We start from the raw sequence: 18,108 nt of genomic DNA, 5'->3' as shown, positions 1-18,108 counted from the left end.
CGGATCAGACCATTCTGTTGACGACCCATCAGGCTGATCGGGGGAATCATCTGATCACGACTCATATGACACCGGAAAAGCCCTGAACCGGACCAAGTTGACGCACCGTCATGTCGGATCGGCATTTGCGTAACGGATTCACAACTTCCTCACAGATAGACGTGATCCTGCGCATGTGTGATCGTGTGCCCGCCTTCTGCCCCGCGGCCTGCCGAACGGGGCTGTCTGTGCTGTCCTCAATCCGCTTGGTTCCCACGGGAGTAGACCGCCGTGACCGCGCCGCCCCGATATCTCAGCCCCTTCGTGCGCACGCGCACACGGCTGTCCCTGACCCTCGGCCTCGTGCTGGCCGCCCTGACCGCCGCCCTGCTGCCGTGGTGGCACCCCGGCGGCTCCGCCCCGGCCAGGGCCGGCGCCACCGACGCCACCCCAGCCTCCACGGGCCCGCGCGACGAGGCCGCCGCCATGGCCCAGGCCCTGCGCACCGGCAAGCAGGTGCTCGTCGACACGGCCACCACGGCCACCACGCTGACCTGGGCACTGCCCAGCGGCCGGCTGAAGACCCGGATCACGGCCGCGCCGACCCGGGCGAAGAACGCCGACGGCGAGTGGGCCCCGATCGACAACACCCTCGAGCGAACGGCCCGGGCTCCCCAGGGCCTTGGCATCGCACCCGCGAATCCGGCCGTTCCGGTGCGCTTCGCGAGCGGCAACGCCCGCAAGGCCCGCGCCGACCGCTCCTTCACCCGCGCCGAGGCCCCGGGCGAGACCGTGCTCGCCGAGGTCGACCTCGGCGGTCACACCGTCGCCTACACCTGGCCGGGCCCGCTGCCCGAGCCGGTGCTCGACGGTCCCCGGGCGCTCTACTCCGAGGTCCTGCCGGGCGTCGATCTGCTGCTGGTGGCCCGCGAGGAAGGCGGCATGGCACAGGTCCTGATCGTCAAGACCCCTGAGGCGGCACGCCAGAAGGCGCTGGCCACCGTCACGTACGGGCTGCGCTCGGACACCGCCGTCTTCCGGAAGGACACCAAGGCCAGCCGGGTCCAGGTCCTGGACGACAACGGCAAGGAGGTCGGCTCGATCCCCACGCCGTTCGCGTGGGACTCCAGCGGCCGTGACCCCGAACTGCCCGAGGGCGCCCCGCACCGTACGGCCGTGGGCACCCCGGCCGAGGTGCTGAAGCTGTCGGGCCTCACCGGCATCGAGCCCGGCGCCGAGTCCGCGCCCCTGCCGATCGGCCTGGACGGCGCGAGCACCGGCACCACCCGGCTGGAACTCGGCTTCGCCGCCACCGGTCTGGCCGACCGCGAGGGCGTCACCTACCCGCTGTTCGTCGACCCGCCGCTGAACCCCGGCTGGGACGCCTGGACCGTGGCCTACAAGCCGTACCCGAGCACGAGCTTCTTCAACGGCACCAACTTCTCCTCCGGCACCTCCGACGCCCGCGTCGGCCACGAGAGCGACACCGGCGGCACCGCCCGCTCGTTCTGGCGCATGGACTGGTCCAGCGCCATCAAGGGCGCGGAGATCAAGTCCGCGACCTTCAAGGTGCTCAACAACCACTCCTGGTCCTGCACGACCCGCGAGTTCCAGATCTGGCGCACCGGCCCGATCTCGTCCGGCACGACGTGGAACGCCCAGCCGAGCTGGTCGGACGAGCTCCAGCGCAAGTCCTTCGCCCACGGCTGGTCGTCGAGCTCCTGCCCCGACGAGTACGAGGCCTTCAACGTCAAGGACGCCGCCCAGTACGCCACGACCAACGGCCACTCGACCCTCACCCTCGGCATGCGGGCCACCAGCGAGTCGGACACCCAGACCTGGCGCAAGTTCAGGGCGACCTCCGCGACCGTCGAGGCCGTCTACAACCGCAAGCCGAACGAGCCCACCGACGGTGAGACCGTCCCCGGCGGCGACTGCGTCGTCGGCTCCCCGGGCCGCACGGTCGGCAAGAGCCTGCTGACCCTGAAGGCGAAGGGCTACGACCCCGACGGCAACCTGAAGGGCCTGCGCTTCCGCTTCTGGAAGAAGGACACGACCGCCCCGGCGACCGGTGTCATGGGCACCAACCTGAGCAGCGGCTGGGCCAAGCACGAGATCCAGGCGGCCGACCTCGTCGACGGGGCCACCTACTACTGGGACGTACGCGCGGAGGACTCCGACACCCCCACCTCGGCGGTCTCCACCTACTTCCCGCCCGGCACCACGCCGTGCGCCGTGACCATCGACGGCTCCGGCCCGCCGCCGCCGGTCGTCACCAGTGACGTGTGGCTCAAGTCCACCCCGGACGGCGCCACCTGGGCGAAGGTGAACTTCGGCGAGACCGGACCGATCGCCTTCTCGTCGCCGGGCGCGAAGAAGTTCACGTGGGCCTGGGGCGGCGTCGCCCCGGTCCCGGTCAACGCCGACAGCAGTGGCAACGCCACCGTCCCCGACCTCCAGCCGCCGAACGCCGGCCCCAACACCCTCCAGGTCTACGCCTACGACAGCCTCGGCAACCCGAGCGCGCGAACGGACTACACGACGTACGTCCCGCCGAAGGAGAACGCCGACACCCCGGGTGACACGGGCGGCGACGGCACGCCCGACCTGCTCGTCATCGACGCCACCGGTGTCCTGCGGACGTATCCGGGCCAGCCGGGCGGCGAGCTGTACGGCCAGCTGACCTCGTCGTACCTCAGGGGCGCCGACGGCAAGGCGACCCTGAACCCGCCGGGCCACTGGTACGACGCCGCCTCCACGATCGGCAACAAGGCCGCGCTGATCGCGCACTACCAGGACACCTACCCGGGCGACGGCACCACGGACCTGTTCGCCCGCACCCCGGACGGCGGTTTCTGGCTCTACCCGGGTGACGGCTACGGCTCGTTCGACGTCGGACAGCGGATGAAGATCCGCCTGCCGGCAAACGCACCCGCGCCGTCCACCTGGACCCAGCTGAAGGCACTCGGCGACATCACCGGCGACAAGCTGCCCGACCTGGTGCTGCGCACCGCCACGGGCTTCTGGGTGCTCTCCGGCTACACCGGCGGCAGCATCCAGACCGCGACCATGATGAACCCCGACGCCTGGGCCCGCCGTGACATCGTCAACCTGGCCGACATGAACAAGGACGGCACGCCCGACCTGCTCTGGCGCAACCTGGACACCGGCACCATGTCCCTGCGCCGCGGCAAGCCCGGCGCGGTGACCGGCAGCGTCGACCTCAACTCCCTGATGCTGGCCTCCAACGCCGTCAACGGGGACGAGCCCTTCGGCACCAGCTGGACCGAGGCCAACGTCAGCACGGCGATCGGCATCCCGGACATCAACGACGACGGCATCCCGGACATCTGGGCCCGCTTCGCGTCCGACGGCCACATGTCCGTCTACCACCCGTCCACCACCAACACCAACCCCCCGGTGAAGACCGTCATCGGGTCCGGCTGGAACGACAAGCTGGCCTTCGGGTGACCTGATCGCCCTTCGGGCCTGAACGGGTGAGCCCCCGACGCCGCACGGCGCCGGGGGCTCACCCGTTTCCCGCCGAGGGCGGCGTCAGTTGGCCAGGGGAACGCGTTCGACGTGGGCGACCTTCACGGACGCGATGTCCGACAGGTCGTGGTCGCCCTCGAACTCGGTGTACTCGTCGAAGTCGCCGGTGTCGGCCTCGGTCTTGCCGGGGCCCAGGTGCGCGACGCTGGCGTAGGCCTGGCCGACGAAGTCTCCGTCCTCGTCGAAGCCGTTGACGATCACGGAGTAGTTGGCGGGTTCGTCGCCCTTGTTGGTGATCTTGTAGATGTACTGGTAGACGGTGCCGGCGTCACAGTCGTTGTAGGAGTACTCGTCGGTGTCGTCGCACTCCTCGTCCTCGTCGAGGAGCGTGTTCTCGCCCTCGACGAGCTTGCCGCCCGAGACCTCGACATGGCTCAGGGCGTCGCCGTCACCGGACAGCGCCCACCAGGTGACACCTCCGCCGGCCAGCAGGACGACGGCGACCGCGCCGGCGATGAGGGCCCGACGGGCCGTACGGCGCGGCGGGGCGCCGGCCGGGAGCGGGGCCGGTATCGGTACCGGGGCCGTTCCCGGGACGGGGGCCGGGGCCGGGGCCGGGGCGGCGGCGAAGGGTGCGGCGGGCGGCGGGGGCGGGAAGGCGGCGCCGGGATCCTGGGGCGCGTTCTCGGTCACGGGATGGGGGTGTCCTCTGCACAGGAAGACGCCCGTCCGCTCGGACGGGCGCCGGTCAGTCTCTGGGGCACCCTGATCATTTCAAGTCGACATCCCCATACGCCACTTACTTACGACATGCCGGGCCGTCGGCCGGCCCCAGCGACCGCTCCCTCACCCGTCCCAGATGCGCCGCGAACACCCCCTCCGCCTCCGGCGTCAACGTGCGCAGGGCGACGAGGGCCGTGATGGCCACGTCGCAGAGTTCCGAGCGGACGTCGTCCCAGGTGTGGGTGGTGCCCTTGCGGGGGTTCTGGCCGGTGGCGCCGATGACCGCCTGGGCGGCCTCGCCGACCTCCTCCGACAGCTTCAGAATGCGCAGCAGCAGGCCCTCGCGGCCGGTGATCGGCTGGTCGGCCTCCAGCCAGGCCCAGAGGGCGTCGACGGTGGGCCAGAGGTCGGCGACGGGGACAGGGACGGGGACAGGGACGGGGGCGGGGCCGGGGGAGTCGGGCCGGGGGGCCTGGGCGTCGTAGGCGGCGGTCATACCGGCAGCCTGCCATGCCTGCCATGCCTGCCATGCCTGCCATCCCTGCCATGCCTGCCATCCCTGCCCTGCGGCGCGGCCCGGCACCGGGCGACGACTAGTCGAACAGCGCCTCCTGCTCCCCCTCCTCCCGCTTCCGCAGGCGCAGGTTCCGCATCCCGACCACCACCGCCGTGACCGCCGCCGTCACGCCGAGGGAGGTCGGGACCATCCAGCTCTGGTCGACCGAGTGGCCGAGGGCGTGGTCCAGGGAGAGGCGGCCGGGGCCCGTGATGGCGAGGCCGGCGGCGGTCAGCCCCAGGGTGGCGGCGTACTCGTAGCCGCCGCCCTGGTTGAAGAAGCCGTTCGGCGCGTGGACGGCGGACGCGCCCGCCATCGCGCCGGCCGCCGCCGCACCCGCCGCCGGGGTGGCAAGGCCCAGCGCCAGCAGCGTGCCGCCGCCCGCCTCCGCCAGACCCGCCGCGGTGGCGCTGGCCTTGCCGGGGGCGTAGCCGACGGACTCCATGAACTGGCCGGTCCCTTCCAGGCCGTGCCCGCCGAACCAGCCGAACAGCTTCTGTGTGCCGTGGGCGACCAGCACTCCGCCGGCGCCCAGCCGGAGCAGCAGCAGGCCCACATCACGTCGGTCGTAACAGGTCACGGTGACTCCCTGAGCAGATGACAGCAGGAACACCCCCACATGTCTCCACCGTCGCACCTCCCCCACCGGACCAGCCCCTCCTGGGCGCCGTTCGGGTGGCGGGGGCCGGGAGGCGGTGTGACGCTGACCCGTATGACGATCCAGACCGGAAAACTCACCGACCCGGCCGTCCGGGCCTTCGTCAGCGCTGTCAACGCCCATGACGAGAGCGGCTTCCAGAACCTGCTCACCCCGGACGCGACCATGTCGGACGACGGTTCCGACCGTGACCTCACCCAGTGGGTCGACCAGGAGATCTTTTCCTCCCGGGGCCACATGGAGGTCGTCAAGGAGTCCAACGGCGGCCGTGACCTCGTCGTCGACTACCGCAACGACACCTGGGGCGAGATGCGCACCCGGTGGCACTTCGACATCACGGACGACGGGCACATCTCCCGGTTCGAGACCGGCCAGGCGTAGACCGGCCGGCCTCGAACCGGCCGGCCCCAATCGGGTGATCGGGCGATCGGGCAACCGGCCACGCGTCGGCTCAGCAGCCCTCGGTGCCGTAGCCCTGCGCGCCGTACCCGGCGTACGGCGGCCGCGCCTGCTGCTGGGCGTACGCCCGCGCCCCGCCCTGCTCGGTCAGCGTGATCTGCCCGGCCTTGATGGTGGCCAGACGAGGGGCCTTGCGGGCGATCGACGAGTCGTGGGTGACCATGATGAAGGTCAGCCCGTACTCGTGCCACAGGCCCTCCAGCAGGCCCATGATGTCGTCGCGGGTGCCCTCGTCGAGGTTGCCGGTGGGCTCGTCGGCGAGCAGCACCTTCGGCTTCTTCACCAGCGCGCGGGCGATCGCGACGCGCTGCTGCTGGCCGCCGGAGAGTTCCGAGGGCGCGTGCCCGAGGCGCTCGCCGAGGCCCACCGAACGCAGGGCCTCCGCGGCCCGTTCGCGCCGCTCGGCCGGCTTCACACCGAGCGGGACGAGGGCGGTCTCGACGTTCTCCTGCGCGGTGAGCGTCGGGATGAGGTTGAACGACTGGAAGATGATGCCGATCTTCTCGGCGCGCATCCGGGTCAGCTTCGCCTCGCTGATGCGGGCGAGGTCGACGCCGTCCAGCTCGACGCTGCCCTCGGTCGGGCGGTCCAGGCCGCCGATCATCTGGAGCAGCGTCGACTTGCCGCCGCCGGTCGGGCCCTGGATGACGAGCTGGTCGCCGTCCTCGATGGTCAGGTCGATGCCGCGCAGCGCCTCGACGGTCTCCTTGCCCCGTGTGTAGCGCTTGGTGACGCCGGTCAGTCTGTACATGGGTAGCTCCAGCTCCGTAGCCGCGTAGAGAGAAAGAAGAGGGACGGGGCGCCGCGTGCCGGGGGGAGGGGGTACGCGACGCCCCTGCTCGAGTGGCCCTGTTCGAGGGGCCCCCGCGCGGGGTGGGTTACGACACGCTCCGCAGCGCGTCCGCCGGCCGCATCCGGGAGGCCCGCCAGCCGCCCATCGCGCCGGCGATCAGACCGCCGGCCACCGCCAGGCCCACCGCGAGGGCGATGGTGGTGACGGAGACGGGGGCGGAGAGGGCGATCTCCATCGTGCTGGACGCCGACTGCTGGCCCGGACCGCCGCCGGCGCCGGGGCCGCCGCCCATGCCGCCACCGCCACCGCCGCCGCCGCCACCGCCGCCGCCGGCGCCGCTGCCGAGCTCGGCCGTGAGCTTGGGGCTGATCGCGGTCACCGTGTACGCGGCCGCCAGGCCGAGCGCGATGCCGAGGGCGCCGCCGAGCAGACCGTTGACGATGGACTCGCCGACGACCTGCCGGGTCACCCGGCGGCTCGGCCAGCCCAGCGCCTTCAGGGTGCCGAACTCACGCACCCGGCGGGACACCGCCGAGGAGGTGAGCAGCGCGGCGACCAGGAACGCGGCGGCGAGCACGGCGATCGACAGCCACTTGCCGACGCTGGTGGCCAGGTTGGACGCGGTGGAGAGGGAGCCGGAGACGGTCTCGGCCAGATCGGCGGAGGTCGTCACCGTCGTACCGGAGATGTTCTTCTGGATGGCCGCCTTGACGGTGTCGATCTGCTTCGAGTCCGTCGCCTTGACGTAGATCGTGGTGACCTGGTTCTTGGCGTCGGCGAGGGTCTGCGCCTGCTTGAGCGGCAGGTAGACGTCGGTGGTGGACTCGCTGCTCTCGGGCGTCGCGATGCCGATGATCTTGTACTTGGTGCCGGAGATCTTCAGGGTCGAGCCGACCTTGTACTCGTTCTCCTTGGCGTACGACTTGGCCACGACCGCGACCTTCGCGTTGGTCTGCGCGGACGTGAACGTCCTGCCCGAGGTGATCTTCGAGCCGGCCAGCGGCCCGAGGCCCTGGTCGGTGACGTCCACACCGGCGACGGAGTAGGAGTTCACGTCGAAGGAGGCGCCGCCGCCCTGCACCTGCGGGGCCGCGGTGGAGCCGCTGTTCTGGCCGCCGCCGGGACCGCCCTGGCCGCTGTTGCCGCTGCCACTGCTTCCGGTGGAGCTCTCCGCGCGGCCCTGGGTGAAGGAGCCGTCGACCTTCGTGACGTTCAGGGTGAGCGCGCCGACCGCGTTCGCCACGCCCTTCTGCCCGGCGACCTTCGTCACGAGCGAGGACTTCAGGGCCTGACCCCCCTGAGTCATCACCCGGTCCGAACTCTGCTCGGTGTCGTCGTCCTCCGAGGAGGCGTCGAACTCGAATCTCGGGCCGCCCGAGCTGTTGTCCGTGGGTGCCGTGCGCGCCTTGGTCACGGTCATGTCCGTGCCGAGTCCGTACAGCGACTGCAGGACCTTGTCCTGCGCCTGCGTCATGCCGGCCGACACCGAGTTGACGGTGATGACCAGGGCGATACCGAGCGCCAGACCCAGTGCGATGACCAGGGCCGCCTTCTTGCGCCGGCCCAGCTCGCGCTTGAGATAGATGCCAAACATCCCGTTCCTCGAAGGTTCTTGACGCCCGCTGTGGGCGCGGCCCAAAAACTAGGGAGGAACCTTTGAGTCGGACTGAGTGAAGGATGTGTAAGGACTGAGAATGCGGGCCCTTTCCAGGCTCCCGGATCAGAATTCCGTCAGACAGCTGATTCCTCAGCTGTGGAGGGTCTCTTCCCAGGTGGGGCGGGTTGACTGCCCGGCCCCGGCCCTCGGCCCCGGCCCCCGCGCCGACGTGTGCGGCAGCCGTCCCACGGCCCCGGTGTGTACCTCGCGGTCCCTTGCGAGGGCCACCCCCACCCGGTGCCGTGGGACGGCTGCCCCTCCCCCCTCGGTGTGGTCCACGGAGCGGAGCGCTCACGCTCCAAGTGTGAAGTTCTTGTGGAGGAGAGTTGAGCATAAGTCCGCTACCGGCCGCAATGGTACGGATGGCCAAATTCCGCTTGTGTAGGTTGAGGGGTTGACGACCTGTGGGGCCGCCTCAGCCCCGCCCCACGTACGGCATCGCCGTCGCCAGTACCGTCGCGAACTGCACGTTCGCCTCGAGCGGCAGCTCCGCCATGTGCCGCACCGTGCGTGCCACGTCGGCGACGTCCATCACCGGTTCCGGCGCGATCTCGCCGTTGGCCTGGAGCGCGCCCGTCTCCATCCGGGCCGTCATGTCGGTGGCCGCGTTGCCGATGTCGATCTGCCCGACCGCGATGCCGTACGCCCGCCCGTCCAGGGAGAGGGACTTCGTCAGCCCGGTCAGGGCGTGCTTGGTCGCCGTGTAGGGCGCCGAGCGCGGGCGGGGCGTGTGGGCCGAGATCGAGCCGTTGTTGATGATGCGTCCGCCGCGGGGCTCCTGCTCCTTCATCTGCCGGAACGCCGCCTGCGCGCACAGGAACGCCCCGTTGAGGTTGGTGTCCACCACGTGCCGCCAGGCGTCGTAGGGGAGTTCCTCGAAGGGCACCCCGCCGGGGCCGAACGTCCCGGCGTTGTTGAACAGCAGGTCCAGCCGCCCGAAGCGGTCGCGGACGGCGGCGAAGAGCGCCGTGACGTCCTCCGGCCGTGAGACGTCCGTCCGTACGGCGAGACTCGCGCCCTCGGGCACCAGCGCGGCCGTCTCCTCCAGGGTCGCGGCCCGCCGGCCCGCCAGCGCCACCGACCAGCCCGTGCGCAGCAGTTCCACCGCCACCGCGCGGCCGATGCCCGACCCCGCGCCCGTGACCACCGCGACCTTCGTGTTCCTCAACGCGTCCATGGGCTCGCAGCGTACGTCAGGCGCCGGAAGTCGCCGTCCGCCATGCGGAACATGTCGGTCCGTCATTCGACTGTCGTGTACGCGCCAACCGGGGGATGCTCCCGTGTCGTTCCCGGCCACTCCAATGCCTCCTGCATCCATTTTCAGGGGAGGACCGGAATGACACCCGCAGCACGCCAGTCCCAGCACGCCCCCGAACTCCGCGAGGCGGCCCGGCGGATCGGCCGCCGCCGCTTCCTCACCGTCACCGGCGCGGCCGCCGCGCTCGCCTTCGCCGTCAACCTGCCGGCCGCCGGCACCGCTGCCGCCGCCGAACTCGACCCCGCGCGCATCACCGACGACCCCTTCACCCTCGGCGTGGCCTCCGGCGACCCGCTGCCCGGCTCCGTGCTGCTGTGGACCCGCCTCGCCCCGGCCCCGTACCAGCCGGACGGCGGCCTGCCCGCCGAACGCGTCGCCGTCCACTGGGAACTGGCCCACGACGAGAACTTCCGGCGGATCGTCAGACGCGGCACCGCCACCGCGCACCCCGAGTTCGACCACACCGTCCACGTCGAGGTCGGCCCTCTCGCCCCCGGCCGCGTCTACCACTACCGCTTCCGCACCGGCGCCTGGACCAGCCCCGCCGGCCGCACCCGCACCGCGCCGGCCCCGCACGCCCGGACCTCGGCCCTCACCCTCGCCGCCGTCTCCTGCCAGGCGTACGCCGACGCTACCGGGATTCATTCGCAGTGCTCCGGCCTTCAGGCCGGGGGTGAAGCGAATCTGATGACGGCGACGCGGAGCGTCGCGGCATTGTTCCGGCGGAGCCGGACGCTGCGGTGGGGAGGGGAGGCGAGAGAGTCAGGGTGATGATTCGTTCGCATGTTCTCTCTGGTGACGCGTGTGCGACCTCCCTAATGTGATCGTCATGCAGCTCCGGTACAGCTTCCGTCTGTACCCGGATGCCGGCCAGCGCACTGCGCTGGCCAGGGCGTTCGGGTGCGCCCGGGTGGTGTTCAACGACGCGGTGCGTGCCCGCGAGGACGCCCGCCGGGCCGGGCAGTCGTTTCCGACGGCCGGAGAGCTGTCGAGGAGGCTGGTCACGGAGGCGAAGCGGACAGCGGAACGGTCCTGGCTGGGCGAGGTCTCCGCGGTCGTCCTGCAGCAGTCCCTGCGGGATGCCGAGAGTGCGTACCGCAATTTCTTCGCTTCCCTCACTGGCACCCGCAGGGGTCCGAAACTGGGTGCACCCCGGTTCAAGTCCCGTAAGGACACCCGGCAGTCGGTCCGGTTCACCGCCAACGCCCGCTGGAGCATCACCGGCAGCGGCCGTCTGAACCTGCCGAAGATCGGCGCGGTGAAGGTGAAGTGGTCCCGCGCGCTGCCCGCCACCCCCGCCTCGGTCACCGTCGTGATGGACGCGGCTGGCCGGTATTTCGCGTCCTTCGTCATCGACACCGACCCCGCCGCCGACGCGACCCGGATGCCCGAAACCGACCAGACCATCGGCATCGATCTGGGCCTGACCCATTTCGCCGTCCTGTCCGACGGCACGAAGATCGACTCTCCCAGGTTCCTGCGCCGGGCGGAGAAGAAGCTGAAGAAGGCGCAGAAGGAGCTGTCCCGCAAGCAGAAGGGATCCAGGAACCGGGCCAAGGCCCGCCTCAAGGTCGCCCGCGCCCATGCGAAGGTCGCCGACGCACGCCGTGAGTTCCACCACCAGCTCTCCACGAGGCTGATCTCCGAGAACCAAGGGATCGCCGTGGAGGACCTGTCGGTGGCGGGGCTGGCCCGCACGAGGCTGGCCAAGTCCGTGCACGATGCCGGATGGTCCTCGTTCACCAGCATGCTGACGTACAAGGCGGATCGGTACGGCCGCACCCTGGTCACGATCGGCCGGTTCACACCGACCTCGCAGACCTGCTCTACCTGCGGCGCCGTGGACGGACCCAAACCCCTGAACGTGCGGGAGTGGACGTGCGGCGCCTGCGGCGCGGTCCACGACCGGGACGTCAATGCCGCGATCAACGTGAAGATGGCCGCCGGACTGGCGGTATCGGCCTGCGGAGCGCCGGTAAGACCGGGAGTAATCCCGGCACAGCGCGAAGAAACAGGAAGCCACGGATTCCCGACCGGAAACCGTGCCGCGTAGCGGCACAGCAACCAGTCGAGAAGGCCAGAATCCTCGCCCTTCAGGGCGAGGAGCATGTCAATACACGCCCTACGGCCACCTCTCGCCCAGGACGACGTCGACGTGGTCTTCCACCTCGGCGACTACCTGTACGAGTACGCCATCAACGCGGTCGGCAACAACCGCAACTACACCGACCGCACCCTCCCCGACCTGTTCGACCGGGAGACCGTGACCCTGGAGGACTACCGCCTGCGGTACGCCCTCTACAAGTCCGACCCCGACCTGATGGCCGCGCACGCCGCGCACCCCTTCGTCGTCACCTGGGACGACCACGAGACCGAGAACAACTACGCCGGCGACCTCCCCGAGAACGACGTCCCGCCGGAGGAGTTCCTGCTGCGCCGCGCCTCCGCCTACCGCGCCTTCTGGGAGAACCAGCCACTGCGCCGCCCGCAGCTCCCCGACGGCCCCGACATGCGCCTGTACCGCCGCCTCCACTGGGGCGACCTCGCCCAGTTCGACGTCCTCGACACCCGCCAGTACCGCTCCAACCAGGCCTACGGCGACGGCGCGCAGCTGCCCGGACCCGACATCGACGACCCGGCGCGCACCATGACCGGCGCCGGCCAGGAACGGTGGCTGCTCGACGGCTGGCACGCCTCACGGGCGCTGTGGAACGTCGTCCCGCAGCAGGTCACCTTCTCCCAGCGGAAGTTGGACCTGAACCCGGTCGCCAAGCTGTCGATGGACGCCTGGGACGGCTACCGCGCCTCCCGCCGCCGGATCCTGGAGGGCGCGCGGGCCGCCGGCGTCGACAACCTGATGGTCCTCACCGGCGATGTGCACGTCGGGTACGCCTTCGACCTCAAGGACGACTTCGACGACCCGGCCTCCCGGACCCTCGGCACCGAGATCGTGGCCACCTCGATCGCCAGCGGCCGCAACGGCTCCGACAAGCCCGCGAACTGGAACACCTACATGACGGCCAACCCGCACATGAAGTTCTACAACGGGCGGCGCGGCTACGTCACCGTCGCCCTCGGCCGCGACCTGGCCCGCGCGGACTTCAAGACCGTCCCGTACGTCACCACCCAGGGCGCCCCGATCGGCACGGCCGCGTCCTTCGTCACGGAGATCGGCGACCAGGGCCTCCAGCCCGTCTAGGGCACGTGCAAGGCACGTACAGGGCCCGTCCAGGGACCGGCTAGTCGGCCGGCGGCCAGGCGTCGCCCCAAGCCGCGTCCCGGGCCGCCTTGTACAGGTCGCCGTGCTTCTTCGTCACCGTCGTCCGCTCCAGCCGCTCCTCGGCCTCGCACAGGTCGAGGAGCACCTGGCCCTTGCGGATCTGCGGCCGCCGCACCACCCGGGACGGGGCGGGGGAGACGGGGAAACGGGCGGCGGCGACATAGGCGAACTTCTCGTCCTCGTACGGCAGGGAGCCGCCCTTGACCTGCCGGTGCAGGGAGGAACGGCTGACCCGCGCCGAGAAGTGGCACCAGTCCGCGCCGGGCGCGATCGGGCAGGCCGCGCTGTGCGGACAGGGCGCGGCGATCCGGAAGCCGGCCGCGATCAGGCGGTCGCGGGCCTCGATGATCCGGGCGTAGCCGTCCGGGGTGCCGGGCTCGACGATCACCACGGCCTGCGCGGCCGCAGCGGCGGCGTCCACCAGGGCGGCGCGGTCGGCGGCGGACAGCTCGTTGAGCACGTACGAGACCGTCACCAGGTCGGTGCTCTCCAGCACCAGGGACGAGCCGATCCGGGCGCGCCGCCAGCGGACGTCCTTGAGGGCCGGGTTCGCGGCAGCCACCTCACGGCCCAGCGCCAGCGCCGGCTCCGCCCAGTCCAGGACGGTCACCGGGCGCGTCCCCTCCCAGGTCGCGCCGACCGCCCAGGTCGCCGCGCCGGTGCCGCCGCCGACGTCCACATGGCTGCCCGGCGTCCACCGCGGCACCGCGTCCGCGAACGCCTCCAGCGCCGACCGCACCGCCTCGAAGGTCGCCGGCATCCGGTACGCGGCGTACGCGGCCACGTCGGCGCGGTCGCGCAGGATCGGGGCGTCGGTCGGGGTGGCCCCCCGATAGTTGGCGATGAGCCGCTCGACGGCCTGCGCGGCCTGCCGGGGCGGGAGCCCGTCGAGCAGTTCCCCGAGGGCGGTGCGCAGGGTCTCGGCGGCGGATACGGAGACGTTCACCTGGCGATTTTACGAGGCCCCGGGCACCGCGCGACCCCCATCACCGCACCGCCATGGCCATCCGCGTCCCCACCAGGGCCCGCGGCGCGCTGTCCGGCTGTCGGCGGACGGGATGCACCGTGTTCGCCAGCAGCACCACGAAGGTGTCCGTCGCCGGGTCCAGGACCAGCGAGGTCCCGGTGAAGCCCGTGTGGCCGGCCGCGCCCTCGCCCGCCAGCTCGCCCATGAACCACGGCTGGTCCACGGCGAAGCCCAGGCCCGGCGCGGCCAGCAGCAGCTCCACGAAGTCGGGGCCGAGGATGCGGGCCGGGCCGTAGGAGCCGCCCGCGAGCAGGGTGCGGCAGAACACCGCCAGATCGCGGCCGGTGGAGAACAGGCCCGCGTGCCCGGCCACCCCGCCCAGCGCCCAGGCGTTCTCGTCGTGCACCACACCCCGCAGCATCCCCCGGTCCGCCTTGGCCCACGGCCGCCGCTGGTCCTCGGTGGCCGCCGCGCCGGGGCAGGGCCCGAAGTCGGTCGCCGTCATGCCCAGCGGCCGGGTGATCCCGTCGTGCACCAGGACGTCCAGGGTGCGGTCGGTGAGGCGCTCCAGCAGCTGCTGGAGGAGCAGCATGTTCAGATCGGAGTACCGGTAGCCGCCCGGCTCGGCCACCGGCGCCTCCGCGCGCAGCACGTCGAGGCGCTCCGTGTCGTCCGCGTACGAGTACAGCGGCAGCTCGGGGCGCAGCCCGGAGGTGTGGGTGAGCAGCTGTCGCACGGTGATGTCGTGGGCGGCGGCCGCCCGGAAGTCCGGCAGATACGCGCCGATCCGCGCGTCGATGCCGAGCGTGCCGCGCTCGATCTGCTGCACCGCCGCGACGGACGTGAACAGCTTGGTGAGAGAGGCCAGGTCGAAGGGCGTGTCGACGGTCATCGGCACCCGCTCGGCGGCCGGCAGCTCCACGCCCTCGTCGGCCCGCGGGTCGTAGGCCGAATAGCGCACGGCCCAGCCCACCGCCTCCTGCACGGCGATCACCGGGCCGCGCCCGGCGACCACCACGGCGCCCGCCGCCCACGGCCGGTCGCCGGCCGTCAGGTCCACCACATCGCGCACCAGGAGGCGCGTTTCCTCGGGGTCGAGCCCGGCCCGTTCCGGGGTGTCGACGCGCAGTCTCGGTGCGCTCAGCTCCCTGCTCCTTCCGCCCCCGCCGCTGTCCAGGGACGGCACATTCCCACGAAGAAGGCCAGCGCCACCAGTGCCGCCGCCAGTTGGACGACGGCCATCGGGACAGCGGTGCGCTCCCCGGCGATCCCGACGAGCGGCGAGGCGATCGCGCCGATGAGGAACGACGTGGTCCCCAGCAGCGCGGAGGCGGAACCGGCCGAGTGCCGCACCCGCATCAGGGCGAGCGTCTGCGCGTTGGGCAGCGTCACGCCCATCGCGGACATCAGCACGAACAGCGCGGCCGCCACCGGCGCCAGCCCGACCTCGCCGAACACCCCGGCCGACATCAGCAGCAGCGCGGCCGAGGCCAGCGTGATCACCGTCAGCCCGGCCGCCAGCACCCGGTCCAGCCGGACCCGGCCCACCAGCACCTTGCCGTTGATCTGCCCGACCAGGACCAGCCCCACCGAGTTCAGGCCGAACAGCAGACCGAACGTCTGCGGGGAGGCGCCGTAGATCTCCTGCACCACGAACGGCGAGGCCGAGATGTAGGCGAAGAGCGCCGCGAAGGAGAAGCCGCCGGTCAGCATGTAGCCGGTGAACCGCGCGTCGGCCAGCAGCCGGCGCATCGAGCGCAGCGCCTCCCCGACCCCGCCCGCATGCCGGTCACGGGGGTCCAGGGTCTCCGGCAGCCGCGCCCACACCAGCCCGGCCAGCGCCAGCCCCACCGCCGTGAGCAGCACGAACACCCCCCGCCAGTCCGTCGTCCGCAGGATCTGGGCGCCGATCAGCGGTGCCACCACCGGCGCGACCCCGGAGATCAGCATCAGCGTGGAGAAGAACCGGGCCATGGCCACGCCGTCGTACAGATCGCGGACGACGGCCCGCGCGATCACGATCCCGGCCGCGCCCGCGAGTCCCTGCACCAGCCGGAACGCGACCAGCAGCTCCACGGTCGGGGCGAGGGCGCACAGCGCGGTCGCCAGGACGTACACCGCGAGCCCGGCCAGCAGCGGCCGCCGGCGCCCCCACCGGTCGCTCATCGGGCCCACCACCAGCTGGCCGAGCGCCATCCCGGCCAGACAGGCCGTCAGGGTCAGCTGGACGGTCGCGGCGGGCGCGTGCAGATGGCGGGTGACCTCCGGCAGCGCCGGGAGGTACATGTCCATCGACAGCGGGGGAGTGGCGGTCAGCCCGCCCAGGATCAGGGTCACCAGCAGCCCGGTCCGCCGTCGCGCGCGCGACGGCGCCGCCACGGCGGCCTCGGTCACCTCGGGTATCGCCCCGCCCTCGGGCATCCGCTCGCCCCTCCCTCACCGACATCAGCGCCACCTATGCTCTCAGCTCGAACGGACTGCTGGTACGGCACGAGAGACGGGCAGGGTATGACGACGGACACGGTGCGGTGGGCAATCCTGGCGACCGGCGGGATCGCCGCCGCGTTCACGGCGGACCTGATCGACCTGCCGGACGCGGAGGTCGTGGCGGTCGCCTCGCGCACCGAGACCTCCGCGCGGGCGTTCGCCGAGCGGTTCGGTATCTCCCGGGCCTACGGCGACTGGGAGGCGCTCGCCCAGGACCCGGACATCGATGTCGTCTACGTCGCCACCCCGCACTCCGCCCACCGGGCCGCCGCCGGGCTCTGCCTGAAGGCCGGGCGGGGCGTGCTGTGCGAGAAGCCGTTCACGCTGAACTCGCGCGAGGCCGAGGAACTCGTCGCGCTGGCCCGCCAGGAGGGCCGCTTCCTGATGGAGGCCATGTGGATGTACTGCAGCCCGGTCGTGCGCCGGCTCAAGGCCCTGATCGACGACGGCGCCATCGGTGAGGTCCGCACCGTCCAGGCCGACTTCGGCCTCGAAGGCCCCTTCCCGCCCTCGCACCGGCTGCGCGACCCCGAGCAGGGCGGCGGCGCCCTCCTCGACCTGGGCGTCTACCCGGTCTCCTTCGCCCAGCTGCTGCTCGGTGAGCCGGCCGGGATCTCCGCGCAAGCCGTGCTCTCCGCCGAGGGCGTCGACCTCCAGACCGCCCTCGCCCTGTCCTGGGACTCCGGCGCGCTGGCCGCCCTGCACTGCTCGGTGAGCGGCGGCACCGGCACCACCGCGTCCGTCACCGGCTCGCGCGGCCGGATCGACATCCCGTCCGGGTTCTTCCACCCCGACCGGTTCGTGCTGCACCGCGCCGGGCGTGACCCCGAGGAGTTCACCGCCGACCCGGCCGACGGCCCCCGCACCACTTTCCGGCACGAGGCCCGCGAGGTCATGCGCGCGCTGCGGGCCGGCGAGACCGAGTCCCCGCTCGTCCCGCTCGACGGCACCCTCGCCGTGATGCGGACGCTGGACGCGGTCCGGCGGCGGATCGGGGTGCGCTACCCGGGGGAGCCCGCCTGAGGCTGCCCCGGACCTGCTGAGGCTGCCCCGGACCTGGCGAGACGGGGCGTCTCATCGGCTTGGTACCGTCGACGCATGGTCACCAAGCCGGCGAAGGCCGCCCCCGACACCGCCCGCCGCAGCGAGAAGTCCCGCCGCGCGATCTACGAAGCCGCCCTCGCCCTCGTCGGCGAGGTCGGCTACCCCAGGACCACCATCGAGGGGATCGCCGCGCGCGCCGGCGTCGGCAAGCAGACCATCTACCGCTGGTGGGGCTCCAAGGCCGACGTCCTGCTGGAGGCGTTCCTCGACCTCGGCGAACAGTCGGCGCGCGAGGCCGGGGCCTCGGAGCAGGGGCCGTACGCCCTCCCGGACACCGGAGACCTCGCCGCCGACATCAAGGCCGTGCTGCGGGCCACCGTCGACCAGCTGCAGGACCCCAGGTTCGAGGCGCCCGCCCGGGCCCTGGCCGCCGAGGGCGTGGTCGACGCGCAGGCCGGCCGGAGGTTCACCAGCGCGCTCATGGAACCGAACATCCAGCTCTACGTCGACCGGCTGCGCTCCGCCCAGGAGGCCGGCCAGGTCCGCCCCGGGATCGACCCGCGCATCGCCCTGGAGTTCTTCATCTCCCCGCTGGCCCAGCGCTGGCTCCAGCACACCGGCCCGATCTCCTACGACTACACCGACACCCTCGTCGACTACGCGCTGTACGGTCTCGCCCCCCGCTGACCCCTGCGGACCCATCCGCCCCACCTGCCCCGTTTGGGGGTACCGCACCCCCGATGCGCAGGATGATG

14 protein-coding genes and 2 pseudogenes are annotated in these 18,108 nt (G+C 71.9%); 7 read left to right on the top strand and 9 right to left on the bottom strand.

Annotated elements, in window-relative coordinates; translation table 11 throughout:
- Nucleotides 1–270: 270 nt before the first annotated feature.
- Complete coding sequence (locus ACZ6D7_RS06125; RefSeq protein ID WP_469484150.1) at nt 271–3,450, top strand: DNRLRE domain-containing protein; 3,180 nt, start codon at nt 271–273, stop codon at nt 3,448–3,450.
- Between the two features lie 84 nt (nt 3,451–3,534).
- Here ACZ6D7_RS06125 and ACZ6D7_RS06120 read toward each other — a convergent pair whose 3' ends face one another.
- The 3 genes from ACZ6D7_RS06120 to ACZ6D7_RS06110 form a co-directional block, all read right to left on the bottom strand.
- On the bottom strand, nt 3,535–4,164 hold the full coding sequence (locus ACZ6D7_RS06120) for an FxLYD domain-containing protein (protein WP_469484147.1): 630 nt from the start codon (nt 4,162–4,164) through the stop codon (nt 3,535–3,537).
- A 106-nt stretch (nt 4,165–4,270) separates the two neighbouring features.
- Nucleotides 4,271–4,690: a MazG-like family protein gene (locus ACZ6D7_RS06115; RefSeq protein ID WP_469484143.1), complete on the bottom strand. Its 420-nt coding sequence runs from the start codon at nt 4,688–4,690 to the stop codon at nt 4,271–4,273.
- Between the two features lie 97 nt (nt 4,691–4,787).
- Entirely contained in the window at nt 4,788–5,330 is a 543-nt protein-coding gene (locus tag ACZ6D7_RS06110) for a DoxX family protein (protein ID WP_469484140.1), read from the bottom strand.
- 132 nt (nt 5,331–5,462) lie between these two features.
- Between ACZ6D7_RS06110 and ACZ6D7_RS06105 the strand changes: the two genes are divergently transcribed.
- On the top strand, nt 5,463–5,789 hold the full coding sequence (locus tag ACZ6D7_RS06105; RefSeq protein ID WP_469484137.1) for a nuclear transport factor 2 family protein: 327 nt from the start codon (nt 5,463–5,465) through the stop codon (nt 5,787–5,789).
- Nucleotides 5,790–5,859: 70 nt separating this feature from the next.
- Here the strand turns inward: ACZ6D7_RS06105 and ACZ6D7_RS06100 are convergent, their stop codons facing one another.
- The 3 genes from ACZ6D7_RS06100 to ACZ6D7_RS06090 form a co-directional block, all read right to left on the bottom strand.
- A complete protein-coding gene (locus ACZ6D7_RS06100; protein WP_469484132.1) occupies nt 5,860–6,618 on the bottom strand; it encodes an ABC transporter ATP-binding protein in 759 nt (252 codons plus the stop codon).
- Nucleotides 6,619–6,745: 127 nt separating this feature from the next.
- A complete protein-coding gene (locus ACZ6D7_RS06095; protein WP_469484130.1) occupies nt 6,746–8,254 on the bottom strand; it encodes an ABC transporter permease in 1,509 nt (502 codons plus the stop codon).
- A gap of 478 nt (nt 8,255–8,732) precedes the next feature.
- Nucleotides 8,733–9,494 (bottom strand): SDR family oxidoreductase, encoded by a 762-nt coding sequence (locus tag ACZ6D7_RS06090; RefSeq protein ID WP_469484127.1) that lies wholly within the window; start codon nt 9,492–9,494, stop codon nt 8,733–8,735.
- Nucleotides 9,495–9,653: 159 nt separating this feature from the next.
- Here ACZ6D7_RS06090 and ACZ6D7_RS06085 point away from each other — a divergent pair.
- The 3 genes and pseudogenes from ACZ6D7_RS06085 to ACZ6D7_RS06075 all read left to right on the top strand — a co-directional run.
- Nucleotides 9,654–10,205: pseudogene (locus ACZ6D7_RS06085) on the top strand (alkaline phosphatase D family protein); the annotation flags it as partial.
- A 199-nt stretch (nt 10,206–10,404) separates the two neighbouring features.
- Entirely contained in the window at nt 10,405–11,628 is a 1,224-nt protein-coding gene (locus tag ACZ6D7_RS06080; RefSeq protein WP_469484124.1) for an RNA-guided endonuclease InsQ/TnpB family protein, read from the top strand.
- A gap of 61 nt (nt 11,629–11,689) precedes the next feature.
- Nucleotides 11,690–12,774: pseudogene (locus ACZ6D7_RS06075) on the top strand (alkaline phosphatase D family protein); the annotation flags it as partial.
- Nucleotides 12,775–12,814: 40 nt separating this feature from the next.
- Here ACZ6D7_RS06075 and ACZ6D7_RS06070 read toward each other — a convergent pair.
- Genes ACZ6D7_RS06070 through ACZ6D7_RS06060 form a run of 3 tightly spaced genes read right to left on the bottom strand, consistent with a single transcriptional unit; the run spans nt 12,815 to nt 16,243 of the window.
- Nucleotides 12,815–13,801 carry a small ribosomal subunit Rsm22 family protein gene (locus ACZ6D7_RS06070; RefSeq protein WP_469484121.1) on the bottom strand — a complete coding sequence of 329 codons (987 nt, stop codon included), beginning with the start codon at nt 13,799–13,801 and terminating at the stop codon, nt 12,815–12,817.
- A 40-nt stretch (nt 13,802–13,841) separates the two neighbouring features.
- The gene (locus ACZ6D7_RS06065; RefSeq protein WP_469484118.1) at nt 13,842–15,008 is read right to left on the bottom strand and encodes a serine hydrolase domain-containing protein; all 1,167 of its coding nucleotides are present in this window, start codon (nt 15,006–15,008) and stop codon (nt 13,842–13,844) included.
- The gene (locus ACZ6D7_RS06060) at nt 14,963–16,243 is read right to left on the bottom strand and encodes a multidrug effflux MFS transporter (RefSeq protein ID WP_469484115.1); all 1,281 of its coding nucleotides are present in this window, start codon (nt 16,241–16,243) and stop codon (nt 14,963–14,965) included. The genes ACZ6D7_RS06065 and ACZ6D7_RS06060 overlap by 46 nt, the downstream gene beginning before the upstream one ends.
- A gap of 87 nt (nt 16,244–16,330) precedes the next feature.
- Here ACZ6D7_RS06060 and ACZ6D7_RS06055 point away from each other — a divergent pair, with 87 nt between their 5' ends.
- Complete coding sequence (locus ACZ6D7_RS06055; RefSeq protein WP_469484113.1) at nt 16,331–17,332, top strand: Gfo/Idh/MocA family protein; 1,002 nt, start codon at nt 16,331–16,333, stop codon at nt 17,330–17,332.
- Between the two features lie 75 nt (nt 17,333–17,407).
- Nucleotides 17,408–18,040 carry a TetR/AcrR family transcriptional regulator gene (locus tag ACZ6D7_RS06050; RefSeq protein WP_469484110.1) on the top strand — a complete coding sequence of 211 codons (633 nt, stop codon included), beginning with the start codon at nt 17,408–17,410 and terminating at the stop codon, nt 18,038–18,040.
- Nucleotides 18,041–18,108 lie beyond the last annotated feature (68 nt).

It is taken from the genome of Streptomyces sp. NPDC041784 (assembly GCF_055591025.1).
This window is presented reverse-complemented; position numbering and strand designations above follow the sequence as displayed.

Coding starts and splice junctions, on each gene's coding strand:
- ACZ6D7_RS06060 (WP_469484115.1), bottom strand. CDS start 16,243: ATGCCCGAGGGCGGGGCGATACCCGAGGTGACCGAGGCCGCCGTGGCG.
- ACZ6D7_RS06090 (WP_469484127.1), bottom strand. CDS start 9,494: ATGGACGCGTTGAGGAACACGAAGGTCGCGGTGGTCACGGGCGCGGGG.
- ACZ6D7_RS06095 (WP_469484130.1), bottom strand. CDS start 8,254: ATGTTTGGCATCTATCTCAAGCGCGAGCTGGGCCGGCGCAAGAAGGCG.
- ACZ6D7_RS06105 (WP_469484137.1), top strand. CDS start 5,463: ATGACGATCCAGACCGGAAAACTCACCGACCCGGCCGTCCGGGCCTTC.
- ACZ6D7_RS06050 (WP_469484110.1), top strand. CDS start 17,408: ATGGTCACCAAGCCGGCGAAGGCCGCCCCCGACACCGCCCGCCGCAGC.
- ACZ6D7_RS06055 (WP_469484113.1), top strand. CDS start 16,331: ATGACGACGGACACGGTGCGGTGGGCAATCCTGGCGACCGGCGGGATC.
- ACZ6D7_RS06080 (WP_469484124.1), top strand. CDS start 10,405: ATGCAGCTCCGGTACAGCTTCCGTCTGTACCCGGATGCCGGCCAGCGC.
- ACZ6D7_RS06100 (WP_469484132.1), bottom strand. CDS start 6,618: ATGTACAGACTGACCGGCGTCACCAAGCGCTACACACGGGGCAAGGAG.
- ACZ6D7_RS06115 (WP_469484143.1), bottom strand. CDS start 4,690: ATGACCGCCGCCTACGACGCCCAGGCCCCCCGGCCCGACTCCCCCGGC.